Source organism: Bacillus spongiae, assembly GCF_037120725.1.
In the GTDB taxonomy this organism is placed as follows: domain Bacteria; phylum Bacillota; class Bacilli; order Bacillales; family Bacillaceae_K; genus Bacillus_CI; species Bacillus_CI spongiae.
Genome location: NZ_JBBAXC010000023.1, coordinates 1 through 14,803, shown reverse-complemented (window position 1 = coordinate 14,803; position 14,803 = coordinate 1). Strand labels below are relative to the sequence as shown.

General features: G+C 33.9%; 18 protein-coding genes. 11 read left to right on the top strand and 7 right to left on the bottom strand.

Annotation, left to right across the window (positions count from 1 at the left end; all coding sequences use genetic code 11):
• Positions 1-276 precede the first annotated feature (276 nt).
• The gene (locus WAK64_RS19830; protein WP_336588745.1) at positions 277-1,308 is read left to right on the top strand and encodes a serine hydrolase domain-containing protein; all 1,032 of its coding nucleotides are present in this window, start codon (positions 277-279) and stop codon (positions 1,306-1,308) included.
• Between the two features lie 70 nt (positions 1,309-1,378).
• On the opposite strand, the gene WAK64_RS19825 is transcribed toward WAK64_RS19830, so the two are convergent.
• Positions 1,379-2,272, bottom strand: a complete 894-nt coding sequence (locus WAK64_RS19825; protein ID WP_336588744.1) for an alpha/beta fold hydrolase — start codon at positions 2,270-2,272, stop codon at positions 1,379-1,381.
• A 567-nt stretch (positions 2,273-2,839) separates the two neighbouring features.
• On the opposite strand from WAK64_RS19825, the gene WAK64_RS19820 reads away from it, so the two are divergent.
• On the top strand, positions 2,840-3,382 hold the full coding sequence (locus WAK64_RS19820; protein WP_336588743.1) for a DUF2179 domain-containing protein: 543 nt from the start codon (positions 2,840-2,842) through the stop codon (positions 3,380-3,382).
• Between the two features lie 266 nt (positions 3,383-3,648).
• On the opposite strand, the gene WAK64_RS19815 is transcribed toward WAK64_RS19820, so the two are convergent.
• Positions 3,649-4,167, bottom strand: coding sequence for a DUF6143 family protein (locus tag WAK64_RS19815; protein WP_336588742.1), 519 nt, complete (start codon positions 4,165-4,167; stop codon positions 3,649-3,651).
• A 51-nt stretch (positions 4,168-4,218) separates the two neighbouring features.
• Positions 4,219-5,244, bottom strand: a complete 1,026-nt coding sequence (locus WAK64_RS19810; RefSeq protein WP_336588741.1) for a YncE family protein — start codon at positions 5,242-5,244, stop codon at positions 4,219-4,221.
• Between the two features lie 367 nt (positions 5,245-5,611).
• Between WAK64_RS19810 and WAK64_RS19805 the strand changes: the two genes are divergently transcribed.
• The 7 genes from WAK64_RS19805 (at position 5,612) to WAK64_RS19775 (ending at position 9,663) form a co-directional block, all read left to right on the top strand.
• Positions 5,612-6,067, top strand: a complete 456-nt coding sequence (locus tag WAK64_RS19805; RefSeq protein ID WP_336588740.1) for a hypothetical protein — start codon at positions 5,612-5,614, stop codon at positions 6,065-6,067.
• Between the two features lie 364 nt (positions 6,068-6,431).
• Positions 6,432-6,734: a hypothetical protein gene (locus WAK64_RS19800; RefSeq protein WP_336588739.1), complete on the top strand. Its 303-nt coding sequence runs from the start codon at positions 6,432-6,434 to the stop codon at positions 6,732-6,734.
• Between the two features lie 160 nt (positions 6,735-6,894).
• Positions 6,895-7,404 carry a GNAT family N-acetyltransferase gene (locus WAK64_RS19795; RefSeq protein WP_336588776.1) on the top strand — a complete coding sequence of 170 codons (510 nt, stop codon included), beginning with the start codon at positions 6,895-6,897 and terminating at the stop codon, positions 7,402-7,404.
• A 150-nt stretch (positions 7,405-7,554) separates the two neighbouring features.
• Complete coding sequence (locus WAK64_RS19790) at positions 7,555-7,989, top strand: GNAT family N-acetyltransferase (protein ID WP_336588738.1); 435 nt, start codon at positions 7,555-7,557, stop codon at positions 7,987-7,989.
• A 97-nt stretch (positions 7,990-8,086) separates the two neighbouring features.
• Positions 8,087-8,338 carry a hypothetical protein gene (locus tag WAK64_RS19785; RefSeq protein ID WP_336588737.1) on the top strand — a complete coding sequence of 84 codons (252 nt, stop codon included), beginning with the start codon at positions 8,087-8,089 and terminating at the stop codon, positions 8,336-8,338.
• Between the two features lie 176 nt (positions 8,339-8,514).
• Entirely contained in the window at positions 8,515-8,916 is a 402-nt protein-coding gene (locus tag WAK64_RS19780; protein WP_336588736.1) for a GNAT family N-acetyltransferase, read from the top strand.
• 540 nt (positions 8,917-9,456) lie between these two features.
• Positions 9,457-9,663, top strand: coding sequence for an aspartyl-phosphate phosphatase Spo0E family protein (locus WAK64_RS19775; RefSeq protein WP_336588735.1), 207 nt, complete (start codon positions 9,457-9,459; stop codon positions 9,661-9,663).
• Positions 9,664-10,326: 663 nt separating this feature from the next.
• Here WAK64_RS19775 and WAK64_RS19770 read toward each other — a convergent pair.
• The gene (locus tag WAK64_RS19770) at positions 10,327-11,343 is read right to left on the bottom strand and encodes an LCP family protein (RefSeq protein ID WP_336588734.1); all 1,017 of its coding nucleotides are present in this window, start codon (positions 11,341-11,343) and stop codon (positions 10,327-10,329) included.
• Between the two features lie 355 nt (positions 11,344-11,698).
• On the opposite strand from WAK64_RS19770, the gene WAK64_RS19765 reads away from it, so the two are divergent.
• Positions 11,699-12,691 (top strand): NAD(P)-dependent alcohol dehydrogenase, encoded by a 993-nt coding sequence (locus WAK64_RS19765; protein ID WP_336588775.1) that lies wholly within the window; start codon positions 11,699-11,701, stop codon positions 12,689-12,691.
• A gap of 158 nt (positions 12,692-12,849) precedes the next feature.
• Here the strand turns inward: WAK64_RS19765 and WAK64_RS19760 are convergent, their stop codons facing one another.
• Both WAK64_RS19760 and WAK64_RS19755 read right to left on the bottom strand, forming a co-directional pair.
• The gene (locus tag WAK64_RS19760) at positions 12,850-13,065 is read right to left on the bottom strand and encodes a helix-turn-helix domain-containing protein (RefSeq protein WP_336588733.1); all 216 of its coding nucleotides are present in this window, start codon (positions 13,063-13,065) and stop codon (positions 12,850-12,852) included.
• A gap of 10 nt (positions 13,066-13,075) precedes the next feature.
• Complete coding sequence (locus WAK64_RS19755) at positions 13,076-13,555, bottom strand: DUF2975 domain-containing protein (RefSeq protein WP_336588732.1); 480 nt, start codon at positions 13,553-13,555, stop codon at positions 13,076-13,078.
• A gap of 278 nt (positions 13,556-13,833) precedes the next feature.
• Here WAK64_RS19755 and WAK64_RS19750 point away from each other — a divergent pair, with 278 nt between their 5' ends.
• Positions 13,834-14,289: a hypothetical protein gene (locus tag WAK64_RS19750; protein ID WP_336588731.1), complete on the top strand. Its 456-nt coding sequence runs from the start codon at positions 13,834-13,836 to the stop codon at positions 14,287-14,289.
• Between the two features lie 166 nt (positions 14,290-14,455).
• Here the strand turns inward: WAK64_RS19750 and WAK64_RS19745 are convergent.
• A partial coding sequence (locus WAK64_RS19745) for a transposase (RefSeq protein ID WP_419465974.1) occupies positions 14,456-14,803 on the bottom strand: 348 nt, incomplete at its 5' end.

Here is a 14,803-nt window from a genome sequence, read left to right as displayed (position 1 = left end):
GGGAGGTGTAATAGTTTGATCGTTAATCTCAAAGGATGTCGTTCCGTCACCAATTACTAATTTAATCAGTATCAAATGTTTATCACGAGTCAGGAGGAGGTCCATAATCAACAGCCGTTCTACTTGACTCTCTTTACTATATTTCAAAAAGGAAAAAAGGATTCTGCCAGTAAAAAAGAGAATAAGATAATAATAGATAATAAAGTATGGACGGTGAAGAGTGATGATATAGAACCTTTCCAAAAACGCTATAAATAGAAGAAGGGAAGGATTAAATTGAAAAAAAATCATGTAAAAAGAAGTTCAGTTATAGATAATACAGTACGTGATCTTGATTTTTCAGGAGTTATTTTAGTAAAAGGTGAGAAGGAGATGATGCTGGAAAGTGTACATGGTTTTGCGAACCGATCTGAGGAAATTGTCAATACCTTTCAGACACGATTTGGTATTGCCTCCGGATGTAAACTTTTTACATCGATTGCTATCGCCCAACTAGTTGATAAAGGGATGTTGACCTTTCAGACACGTCTAAAAGATTGCCTGGATATCGATTTTCCTCATTTTGATGAGTCGATTACCATTCATCATCTTTTAACACATAGCTCAGGTATTCCAGATTATTTTGATGAAGCCGTGATGGAATATGAAGAAATATGGAAAGAAAAACCGATGTATACAGTCAACCAGTTACAAGACTTTTTGCCTATGTTTCAGTATAACAGCATGATGTTCACACCTGGTGAGAGGTTTCATTATAATAATTCCGGATTTATTATTCTCGGCTTAATCGTCGAGCAGCAAACAGGACTTGAGTTTTCTGAATATGTGGAAGCAGAGATTTTTAAGCGGTGCGACATGAAGGATTCAGGCTATTTTTCGCTAGACAGGCTACCTAAACATACGGCAGTTGGTTATATAGATAATGAGAAAGATGGTACGTGGCGAACAAATGTCTATTCCATTCCCATTAAGGGTGGAGCGGATGGCGGAGCCTATGTCACAGCTTCTGATTATCTGAAACTGTGGGAAGGACTTATGAGTCATAAGCTCTTAAGTGAGGGAACAACGAAAGTTTTGTTAACACCTCATATTTGTGAGAAGGATGAGGAGTATTATGGATACGGAATTTGGATTCGAAAACGAAATGGCGAGATATATAAATATCACGTAATGGGCTATGACCCAGGCGTATCCTTTCATTCCTCCTTTTATCCAAAGACAGGTGTTAAAGTTGTGATCCCTTCCAATAAAGAATATGGACCGTATAAAGTGACATTGGCGATAGAAGAAGAGTGGTTAATGGATTGACTCCTAACCTCTTTGTTGCAAGAAAGCCCATTCAAAAAAGAATGGGCTTTTCATGCATGGTCACAGAGATTTACCCATCATTTAATAAAAAGTTGATCATTTCATGATTGATTATTTCCGGTTGGTCTTGATTAATGGAGTGACCTGCTCTTTTTATGATTTTATAATGAAACTCATAATCTTGAAAAAATTGAATATAGGAAGAGTGGTAAGCAATTGGGTCGGAATTACCGATTAAAAACAGTGCTTTTTCTTTAAAGGTTGATAAAGCACTCAGTTCATACGTTGTAAATTTCCTTCTTTCAGGCTGACTATATTTTAAAATGTAGAGGAAATGTTTGAAGGTCTCATTATTTTCAGTGTTTTCTTCAGAAAGGGGGCTTCCGAGTTTACGAAGAAGCTTTAAGGCGTTTTTTTCATTAGGACGTAATACTTCAGGAAAGAAGGTTAAAATGCTTCTCATTCCGAGTAAAGTATACTTTATACTTAACCCTTTTACAGGGAGAAAACTGGCCATACAAATGATTTTCTCGACTCGGTCGGGATTGTAGATTTCATAGGATAGTGTCAAGTAAACTCCATAGGATACACCAGCCATATGTGTTTTATGAATGGCTAAAGTATTTAAAATGTCGTCGATCCATAAATGAGGGACAAAGTCTTTACTATAGTGCTCATTCGGTTCACTTTTTCCTGCACCACCTAATGTATCGACAGCGATAACGTAGAACTTTTTGGACAATGCCTGAATATTATAGATCCACATAATAGCTGAATTATCACCTGTACCGTGAAAAAGAACTAATGGAGGATTGTGCTCATCTCCTGTAATAATTAAGTGAGTTTGACCATATCTAGTCTCGATATCTCGTTCCTCATATGGAACATCCCATAAATGCAATAATTGATCATAAGAGTCGTAGAGTGCTTGCTTTCCTTCCAGCGTTTTAAAACGGCTTTTCACAATACCAGCTCCTCTTTTTATTTTTCGGGAGTATGTTGTTAAACACTGTATGTATAGTACTTACTATAAGTATACTGAATCATCCCTTTATCAATTAAAGAGTATGTTACAATTTTGTGTAAGGCAAGCATCTTTCTGAACTTTATGAATCTATCCATTAAGCAGTCAGTTAACGATACATAGAAAATAAACGTATAATTCTTTTGTGAATCAAATTAGAAAAAAAACTCTTTATTTTATGCCGAAATTCGATTACTATAGTATCAACAAAATTAAATATTGCCGTGTAAAGGGAAGGCAAATGGTGAGCCACCAGCAGTGTCTGGTTCTAGTGGGTTCGATTCCCACCCCGGAATTTTTTTGATGCTTAAAAAATTTCGAGGGTGGGAGAGACCTACTTTGAAGTCAATTCTATCCTCATTAGGAGGGGGTAATAGGAGAATTGGGCGTCCATATGTCTTTTCTTTTTTTATGGAGAAATAGAATAGCAAAACAAACTTATTTTCTACTTTTTTAAGCTGTTAAGCCAATAAAACAAATTACGAAACAGAAAGAAAGGGACAGAATATGTTATCAGCATTGCTTATTTTTTTACTACAAATTATTTATGTTCCTATTTTGACACTAAGAACGATTTTTCTTGTGAAAAATAGAACGAAAACAGCGGCAGGAATGGGAGCATTAGAAGCTACTATTTACATTGTAAGTCTTGGAATTGTCTTTAAAGATTTAACGAATCTATATAATATCTCTGCCTATATCATCGGGTTTAGTGTTGGACTATTATTAGGAGGAGCGTTAGAACAAAAGCTTGCAATCGGGTATATTACGTATCAAGTCAGTTTGCTTACAAAAAATGATGAACTCGTCAACATACTTAGAACATCAGGGTTTGGTGTCACAGTCTTTGAGGGAAAAGGAATTGAATCTAACATAAGGTATCGCCTAGATATTATCTCTCAGCGCTCAAGAGAAGAAGAATTGCTAACAATCATAAATGATATTGTGCCTAAAGCATTTTTAACATCATACGAAATCCGTTCTTTCAAAGGTGGATTTATGACATCATCAATGAAAACTAGGTGGAAATTATTTAAGAACAAGAAATAGGTAGAAGAGGATTTCATGGAAATTAGAGGATCAAGAGATTTTCATCTTCACATATAATTTGTCTAAGTCAGTTATGTTTAGAATGGCGAACGGTTCAAAGAAGGAACAAGAATCGCTTTTTCCTCTATATGTATGTTTACTAGTATAAAGGAGTATTTCCATTAAACTTGCTTTCAGTTAACTTTGAAGATTGGAAAGGCATGAGCTAAAAAACTCATGCCATTACTCTAAAGCCCTTTCTCTCTAGTCCTGGTATTAAGTCAAAATTAGAAAATATTTTCTCCTTCCCACCACTCAAACCCAATTCTGGCCTTTACTACTGCATCACTTGATAAAAAGAAAAGAATAGAATTGCCAGGTGCAATAATAATTTTTCCGCTAATCTGCCCACTAGTTATCGTTTCATTAGCTGGAACTCGTCTGAGGGCGGTATTTACTCCTCCGATAAGCTCTCCTTGAACCGATGGATTAAATTGTAATTTTCCCATTGGAGTTCTGTTGAAATTTGTGTTTAAATTGCCTACATTAGAAGAAGTGAATATTTCTCCAGGAGGGATGGCATCCACGAATAAATTGGCTGTATACGGAGAGGTAGAGAAATTAGTGAGTGTAAAAAAGTCAAAAAATAAATCTATTTTTGAATTAGGAGGGTTCAAAAGACGACCCCAAGCTACTGTTCCATCTCCAAATGTTAAAAGGTCAGTTAAGCCTGCAAAATTTCTTCCCTTTGAAGATTGAAAAGCTGAATTAATGATATTGGCAACTGGCTTAATATTGTTTCCCATCCAATCTCCTCCTTTCCATTGAATTACTCCAATAACTCTCTTCAAGTAAGGCTACTCTGTTGAAAGGAAGAAAGCCTGTTCCGGTAATTTTCCTACTTTTATTTTTTTCAGTTCTTTTAGCTTAGCTGTATCGATAAGGGAGACTGTATCTGACCCAGAGTTTGGGATATAAAAACGAGTTCCATCTGAAGTGAATCTGCCAACTGCGGGATTCTCTCCCACTTTAATTCTTTTAATTTCTTTCAATGTCGCTACATCTAAGACAGAAATTGATCTTCCACCTGTATTGCTGACATAATAAAATTGTCCATCAGGAGTAAACATTGCAAAGAATGGTCCCTTACCAACTTTTATTTCCTTTATGACCTTTAAGCTAGCAATATCAATAACGGAGACACTATTAGATCCCGTATTACTTACAAATACTAATCTGTTATCTCTCGAAACAAAGGTTCTAGAAGGTTGTTTTCCGACTTTAATTTGTTTGATTTCTTTGTTTGATTTTGTATCAATGACGGAAACGGTATTAGAACCATTATTAGGAACATATACTTGTTCATTATTTCGCGAAACACGAGCTTGAAATGGTTGTTTGCCCACTTTGATTTGTTTGATTTCTTTTAGTTTTTTGGCGTCAATAACTGAAACGCTATTAGATCCCGTATTACACGCATAATAAAAATCACCGTTTGTAGTAAAACTTGATGTGAATGGCTGCTTGCCAACCTTAATTTCCTTCACAACTTTGTTCTTGATCGTGTTTATGACAGAGATATTATTAGAGCCATTATTAACGGAAAAGTTTAACTCCCCACCAGGCTGAAAGTCTATATCAATCGGTACTTTCCCTACCTTAATGGTTTTAGCTACTTTATTTTTTTTCACCTTTATAACGGTAATATCATCTGAACATCTATTCGCGACATAAAGGAACTTCCCATTTTGTGTAATATCGATATCAAAAGGACGTTGCCCTACAGGAATTTGTTTAATTTCTTTATTGGTTGCAACATCAATAACAGAAACAGTATCTGAACCACGATTACTTACATAAATTAATCCTTGCTCTTTACACATCCGTTCAGTCACCTCCTTTCTTTATTGTTAATAAGACTCTACCAATTATCGTATAAGGTAGAACCAACACCTTTTGTAAGTGTGTCACTATTATTTTATGAAATAGTGCTGAAGGTGACTGTACTCGTGTACTAGAAATAATAGATTAGTTGTAAAATGGGTATTAAAACTTATTTTAAAGAAACCAGAATTTTATCATTGCTAGGGAGAAGCCTTTAAAACCATTGCTATAATAGGGTAAGATGGAATTAATAACGAATGTTATGAGATTAAGTACATAATGTTAGCGTTACGAAAGAAAGGATATACAACAATAGAAGACATACAGAACCTAAAAGATTGATTAAGATACTAAAGGAGAAAGAGAATGAGGATTTATTTACCACCGCTTTTCTGCGGAGAAAATGCAAAATTACGTTTGAAAAAAAACTTAGAATGGAGAGATTTATTTATTCAAGAAGGGGAGATTTGTACAGTTAAAGAGACGATTGGTTATACACACGTGCTTATTTTTAATAACCTAAATGTCTCCCATAGGATGAAAAATAGTATTATGAAGGAATATTTCGATATAATGGATGAGGGAGTCAAAGATTGGATTGAGCCAAATACGAAATTAATTAGAGAAGCAAAGGCAAAAATAGTAACACTTAAAAAGGACTTGGTGATAAAAGGATATACTACCATAGAAGAAGGAAAAGAATTTTACCCAATTGACTATCAAAAGCACGATGGGCGAAAATATTGGAATTTATATGACGCGACGACAAAAGAACGAATTTTAAATTTACGTGATGATGATTTTACTCAATACTTCATGTGAAAGAACCGATAAATAACTTTGATTGAAGCTGTAATTTTTGTACTAATGTTGTAGCCATTTTATCTTGCCATTGGGTTTCATCGATATTGCTTTATCAATTTGTGCTATTGCTACTAGCGTTTTTGGTGCTGAAATGGTTGTATTTTTAAGAATCGCAAAATTAGCTAAGATTACGGCATAAAGTTTTCCCGTTCCAAATGATAAATAAAATTATTCCAATGGCCATCAGCCATAGTTCTACATTACTTTAATTCCATTTAATTATATATTCCATCGCGAGTATCCCCTTAAAAGAATGAGAAAATAGTATTTTTGGGATATTAGTATTTATTACTGGAGAAAATAGTAGCAGGAGGAAGATTTAGTGGGTAGAAATTATTTAGTTTTATTGGCCTATATACTAACGATTTTTTTATTAGAATATCTCCTTTTTCAAATTTTATTAAATTTAGCAATGAAACCTGCACCTGAATTCCCCTTCATTCAATTTAGCCTCATTCTATTTTTAGGGTTTTCGTTAATTTCGGGAGTAGCGTATTTAGTAAAAAAATATATCCATCATGCTTCTAATGGTAATAAGAAACTAGAATCTAACTTAAAGAGGCTGTTTGGTTCTGGAACTGTTATTGCGGTATGGGGGGCGTTTGCTTTTTTTACTAGTAGGTGATTTCATAGAGTCGTAATACCGACTTTTTCACGAAAAGGCTAACTTATAGTACCAAAAGTAATGTATCGATAAGAATGTAATCGTTTAGATAGTTATATTATTATAACAATCTAATTTCTCTCATGGTATAATCTTCTAAAAAAGGGAAGTAGTGAATGATTTGATCCGGTTAGCAACAGAATTTGACGCTGCAACAATAATTGATATTAAAAAAGAAATTATTTTATCTGAAACGACGACGAAATTTTTTATCTCTTCTCCTAATAAAATACCCGATAATGTGAATAAAGAAAAAGAAAAAATCCAAAAAAGTAATGAAAAAGGAAACCTTTATATAGTCTTTGAAAAAGACGGTAAAGTGGTAGGGTTTTTGGTTTTTTATCGATATGACATGGATCGATTAAAGCACGCAGGGTCATTGGGGATGGGAATCAGAGAGGAATACTGCAATCAGGGAATTGGCACTAAACTACTAGAGTTCCTCATCAAGTGGGCTAAAAATCAAAAGGATTTAGAAAAAATTTGCTTAGGAGTCGTTTCAGTCAATGATAGAGCCATAAAAGTATATAAGCGCATGGGTTTTGTAGAAGAAGGTAGGCAAAGAAAGCAAATAAAATATGAAGATGGTTCTTATGGAGATGATATTTTAATGGCTTATTATCTTAAATAGAGTTCAATTAATCTCTTATCTTATATAATCGGGTGCGTTCATGAACGAACGCACTTATTTGTTTTACTAGTAAAATAATGGAATACTCCTTGTGGAAATTAAAGACATTTGAAATAATGATTAGTAAGTTTATAAGTAGGAGGAAGGAAAGTGAAAATTGTATATAGAAGAGCAGAATTTGATGACATGGATCAATTATTTCCATTAGCAGAAAGTTTAGCTACTAGTTTTCAACTAAATCGAACGGATTTTTCTAGTGTTTTTTTAGAATTACTGAAAGATCCCAATGCAGATATTCTATTAGCAGAGATAGATTCTAAATTAATTGGTTATGTACTAGCATTTCACCATGCTACGTTTTATGCAAATGGGGAGGTAACTTGGGTGGAGGAAGTGTTTGTCTCTGCTGAATATAGGGGAGATGGCGTTGGTAAAAGGCTGATGGATAAAGTAGAGGAACTCTCATTAAAACGAGGTTCTAAATTGGTTGCCTTAGCAACGAGAAGAGCCCATCAGTTTTATTCAGCCATTGGATACGAAGAATCTGCTACCTATTATAAAAAGACATTAGTAGATGAAAAGTAAATATCGCTATCGTTTATTCCTTTATACAATGACAGCACCCTATTAAGAAATTAATTTAATTACATAATAAATAAAAGACAAAGGGGGGAGTGAGAGCATGCTACTAGATCGTACACACAAATGGAAATGGATTTTCAAAGTGGCCTTATACTATTCACTACTCGTATCTATTTTTATTCAAGTCGTAGATTTTATAAGAAATGTATCATCTCCTGATCATACCATTTTACAATTAATAATCGGTGGAACCTTCGCAGTGTTGATCGGAGTCCTCATTTTATTCCCATTTGGAATTTTGTCAGGCTTTTTATTGTGGAACCGTGAAAATAAAAAGTCTGTTAATGAATGAATTTAATCGAGAGAGAATATAAAGCAGAGAAAATCTTCGAACAAGTATACGTAAAATGATAGTTAGGAGGGGCTATAGGTGAAGGTCGTTGTTACAAAGGCAACGTTGGATAACAAAATCGTAGTGAAGAATTTATTGCAATTATACAAAAATATGATTTTAGTGAATTTGATCAAATGGATGTAGATGAAAACGGATTATATCGATACAACTATTTTGATCAGTACTGGACAGAAAATGAACGTTTTCCTTTTCTAATTAAAGTGAATGAGAAATATGGTGGTTTTGCTTTTGTTCGTAAACTAAAACATGAAACGGGGAGCAGTTATTATTCAATGGCGGAATTTTTTATTTTGAAGAAGTATCGAAAAATCGGTGTAGGGAAACAATCCGCCTTTCAGTTATTCAATTTTTTTCCTGGAGAATGGGAAATTTCAGAAGTTGAGGAGAATATTCCGTCACAGTGGTTTTGGCGACGGATCATTTCTGAATATACGAATGGGCGGTATATAGAAACTGAAAAAAAGAATGGGAGAGGACCGGTTCAACGTTTTTATTCAATGGAAGACACTATGTAAAATAATTCAATTGATAAAAAAGGTTGTCGCTCTCTAATATGACCCCTAATTTAATTTAGTTAACGATTCAAGTGTGATTTAAATCACACTTGAATATGATAGAAACTTTTATAATTTTTACCATAAACAGAGTATACTAGTTAAATTGAAAAGAAAGAGAGGGTTGATTAGTAAATATTATTTGTCATTAGAGGAATTTATATTTATAATGTTTGTAAGTACTAACTATTATATAATCTATCTAACTTTTGGTTGTGTCATTATTTAGTAGAGCTCTCGGAGCGTTTACCAAGAAGACATGTTTTGGAGTATCATAAGTTATTCATAATGCGGAAGAAAGAGACAATGTTAAGCTTTCTGAATATTGAACGATATAAATAATATAGGGATTATTTTGTCTTTCAGCTCAATGGGAATAGAAATTAAAGGAAAAACAGACGGCCTAAAGAGTTTATCATAAAGATTTTTGTGTAAATGGTGAAAATTGTATAGAGAAATAGAAAAATAGCATATTATGTCTATTCTAAGGGGGCATTTCTCGTGTTTACTGTAAATCAGCAAGAGCGGTTGTTGGAAGAAAAAGTTGTATTGGAGATTGAAAAATTACGGTCGCAAATGTATTTTTCTGCTAAACAGCATGGGATTACGAATCAAATGACCGTAAAATATAGTCAATTATTAGATCAAGCCATTTTAAAGGCTCAAACTCGACAAATGCAAGTGACTCGTAATATCCGCTCGATGTAGGTGAGTTTCTTCACATTGTTTAATAAAGACTTAGTTATAGGGGATGCTTCTGAATTTTTGGTAATTAAGAAGGGGAATAGGGTATTTTTTATTTATAAGGAAGGAAAGTATTCCGATAAAAAAGGTAGTAAAGAATGGAGGAGATGTTGTAATGTTAGATCCTCGTAAACTAGTTACTACCTTTTTCGCATTCATTTTGCTTACTTTTATATTTGGTGTTGTCTCTACCTATATTAGTTCATAAGTGGGAATTTTGTATAGGAATTGGATAGGACCCAGTGGAATGTGAAGAAAAATAGTTTTTCTAAATCCAAAAAAAGTAATGTTCCTTATTGTTTACTATTCAATTTGGTAATATTTTAAAGATATAATAAAATCCAAATCAATAGGTGAGGTTGTTACATCGAAAAAGATGATCAGGTCTTCCTCGGTTTTATTGTACATGATCTCAGGTTCTAATCTATTACAAGTGCTTCGAAAACAAGTAAATTAACGGGGCGAAGTCTACAATAATTGAGATGAAACGAAAATACTCACTATAGATGTTTATCGAAATTAATTTCACAATAGGCACCTCTTCAACAAAGTAAAGGCATTCACTTTCAACCTATTAACGTTTAAGTATCATAAAAAGGAGTTGTGAGAATCACAACTCCTTTTTTACTATTCTATAGTAGATGCATTTTCATTTTCTTGATCTGTGTCGAGGGAGTCGTTTGTCATCTCATTTGGCTGTTCGCCATTTAAAAAGGATTTTAAAGCAGAACGATTTTCTTCGAAATCGATTTCTAAAACAGCTCCTGCACGTTCATACCTTTTATCCTCATAGGAACCATCAATTGGAATTTTCAATGTTTCGATCGTTTCAGCTGGGTTCAATAAAAATTGAGTAGCTAAACCAACCCGATCCTTTATTCCCATATTGGTTTGAATGTACGGTGTCAGTGCACCTAATAATTCAGGAATTTTTATAATAGAATTTAGAGAAAGTACTTCGTCTTTTAGTGCCGTTACAACTTTCTGTTGTCGTTCAACTCGACCAAAATCCCCCAAAGCATCTTGACGGAAACGGGCATAGCCTAATAATTCTTCCCCATTTAATTTTTGAAGTCCAGGTTCAAGTTGTACGCCTATGTTTTTAGACATTGGCTTTTCCACATCCATTTCAATTCCATCAGGAGCGATGATATCGACGGCGGTTTGGAATCCGGTAAAGTCTACGAGAGCGTAATATTGAACATCGATATCAAAATTTTCTTTAATCGTCTGTCGTAATAATTCAGGTCCACCTAGATAATTGGCAGTATTTAGCTTCCAACTATCATGATCTGGAATGTCAACATAAATATCCCGCATTAAGGAGACTAATCTAGCCTTTTCATTTTTAGGGTCGTATTGCGCAATCATAATAGTATCTGTTCTAGATTTTTCTTCACCCCTAGTATCAATCCCAAGCAACAGCACATTTATTCTTCCCTGTTCATCTTTTATTCCATTAAACTCAGCAACTTCCTCTGTCGAGATATTCGCTCCTCCAGCTTGTTTAACCCCTTTTTGGTACTGAAAAAAAACATATCCAGCAATGAGTGAAAGAGATAATAATGCACCAATAAGAAATCGTTTTATCCATTTTGTCTTTCTTTTTCTTTTCAGCTTTTTATATTTTTGTCGTGATATCATGATTGAATTCACCTTTCAGTATAGAGTTTCCTATAAAAGATAATTTTACCATATATTTCACTGGTAGAGTGAAAATTCAATAAGTTTTCAACGTTTATCATACTATTATATTTCATTGGATTAACTTGTTAATAGGGTAATATAAATTGTGGGTAAATGATATAAATAAATGAGAAATTTTTCGAGAGTGGGCATTGAGAATAATAGACTCGAGGTAATCGCTAGTAAGTTGAAAGAATGAGGATTACGAACTAGTCATTCACAGAATATTATCGTAAGGATTTGAATAATATAGAATGCTCAAATTTAATAAGGTAGACATTACATTTTGATGTATTAAAGGGGATGATTAGAAATAAAAACGGTAGTATATGAAAAATACGGTTCACCGGATGTTTTGGTTCTAAAAGATGTGAATAAACCTATTCCAAAGGACAACGAAATCTTAATTCGAATCTATGCAACATCTGTAAATTACGGAGATATATTAACGCGAAATTTCAAGGGAATCTCCCCTCGTAAATTTAATATGCCATTGCTCTTCTGGCTCTTCGCAAAAATATTTTTTGGATTTAGGAAGCCAAAGATAACTACTCTTGGAAGTGAGTTTACTGGACAGATTGAATTAGTAGGAAAAGATGTCAAAACATTTAAGCAAGGAGACCAGGTTTTTGGGTATCTCGGTCAACAGATGGGTGCTTATGCAGAGTATATTTGTATAACAGGAAAAGAGAAGCTAGCAACAAAACCAACAAACATGACTTATGAGGAAGCTGCTGTCGTCCCTTATGGTGCCATGACGGCGTTGAATTTACTTAGAAGAATAGATGTTCGTAGTGGACAAAAAGTTCTTATCAATGGTGCATCAGGGGGAATAGGATCAGCTGCAGTACAGCTTGCAAAGTACTTTGGGGCAGAAGTTACGGGAGTATGTAGTACTCGGAGAGTAGAAATGGTGAAATCTCTAGGTGCTGATAAGGTCATCGATTACACTAAAGATGATTTTACTCAAAGTGGCGAAACTTACGATCTTATTTTTGACATATTAGGCAAGAGTTCGTTTATTGAGTGTAAAGATTCACTAAAACAAAATGGACAATATCTTTTAGCCAGCTTTAAGGTAAAGCAGCTTTTTCAAATGCTGTGGACTTCAATGTTCAGCCGTAAGAAAGTAATCTGTGCGTTGTCAAATGAAAAGACAGAGGATTTAATTTTTCTAAAGGAGCTTATTGAAAAGCGAAAGATAAAATCCGTCATAGATAAATCCTTTCCTTTAGAACAAACTGTCGATGCTCATAAGTATGTTGAGTCAGGACAAAAAAAGGGAAGTGTTGTGATAACGATTTAATAAGTTTTATAACCCTATGTCTATAGAAACTCCTTTGCATTCAATAATTCCAGCTAAAAATAACCATATAATTATGTATGGTATACGAATGGTCAAAGACAAATAACCTTCCGAATGCAAGGATTGGAAGGTTATTTATTTTATTTAAACGGTGAGTTTTACTTTTCCGTTTCGTTTTGATATTCAAGTATATCCCCAGGCTGACAGTCTAGGGCTTTACAAATAGCTTCTAAAGTTGAAAAGCGCACTGCCTTAGCCTTCCCATTCTTCAAAATAGAAAGGTTAGCCATTGTAATTCCAACTCTTTCAGATAGTTCAGTAACACTCATTTTTCTTTTAGCTAACATTACATCAATATTAATGATAATTGCCAATGTTTTCACCTCAAACCGTTAACTCATTTTCTAATTTTATTTCGATGGCATTTTTTAATAATTTTTGTAGAACCGCAGCAAACACAGCAATAACAGCGGAAGCAAAAATGATGGTCAATCCCATGAGGGCTATTCCAGGGTGTAATGCACTTTGTGATAACAGAAACAGACTTCCTATTACATATATTATACTAATGGCAATAGCACAGTATTTTATATGCTTTAATGCTTTTACTGACAGGTTTGAGAAAGCATTATTTTTCGTAATGTAGCTTAAAATTTGAAAAGCTTGATACAATGCAAAGAAAAACGGAATCGAAGTAGTATACATGCCGATTAAGACTGGGTATTGCAAATAAGAATATTCTGGATACATTTCTACTGACAGATTAGCTAACCAAGGTAACCAAAAAAGAAACAGAGCAAGTATGACCAAACCGATTAGGCAAATCGCTGTTTTTAAAAATGTTGTTGTTGGTTCAAGTCTCATGAAATTTTACACCTCTCTTTTTAATAATTATATTGTAGCGGATAATTTATTGATTAACAATAAATATTTATCATTAAATATAGTTTTATAAAATAATATCAGAGCGAAAATGTTTGTTTCTAGTTGAGAAGGATAGAGTATGGAGAGGTTTTTTTATCCACGAGCAACTCCTTATATTTTTTTAGGAAGAAAGATTATGTCAACTTTTCCTATATTGGTGAATAGAAGTAGCCATTTAGGAAAAGGGTATTATTAGACGATTTAAAGTGGAGGTAGTAATGAAAAAGAGAATGGTAATCTTTTTTATTTGTGTTCCTTTCTTATTGTTATTGGGTATGAATGTCCCGCAAAAATTGACTATATCCCATATTGAAATAACTGCGAAAGGTCAAGTCCTAATATATAAAGTAAATCTATCAGCAGTGGATGGTTCGAAAGTTGAAAGTCAATTTGATTATCAAGGAAACCACATTCATGGTTTTGAATTGGCCGTGAAACCAAGTGAATCTTTAGCCAAGCATATGGAGATGAATACGAAGTCAAAATTAATGAAAATGTGCCCAAAGAGGAGTGGAGGGAGCATGGCTTCAAATGGTGGATGGAATTTAGAAGTTCAGTATTACATAAAAGAGGAATCTAACCAAAAGAAAGTGGAAAAGCTAGCAAGGAAAGAATCGACTTTGTATATATTTGATGGTACAGACAAAATAATAGAGCATTCTTTGAAGGATTAAATGAAAGGCTGGAACAGTTTTTAATGGGAAAGATAAAATGGTTTAGGAAGCCCAAGATAATAAAATGAGGCTGGGACATAACTACCTTCAAAAAGTGAGAAAGGTGAATTTGAGAGTTCTCAAATTCACCTTTCTTTTATTTTTGGGTTTGATTACTTGTATAACCTTAGTTAATGGCAGTGAATTTTCTTAAATTCACTGCCATTAACGCGAGACCCATTTCGTTTTCTACCTTCGATTTTCCACGTACAGAAAATCGGGAGAAACACAAATTCGCTTTCAAGAATCCAAAAACTGGTTCCACATCGATTTTCCGTTTTCGATAAATGGCCCTCGTTTTTTCTTCTGAAAGCTTCGCTCTTACATATTCTTTTTGCTGTTCCCAATTTTTATTCACCATTAGTTTTCGATTATTGCCTTCTTTTGCTTTTGTGCATGATGAACGAAATGGGCATGAGGAACAGTCTTCACACTCATAGATTTTGAACTTCCGTTCAAATCCTGTACGATCATG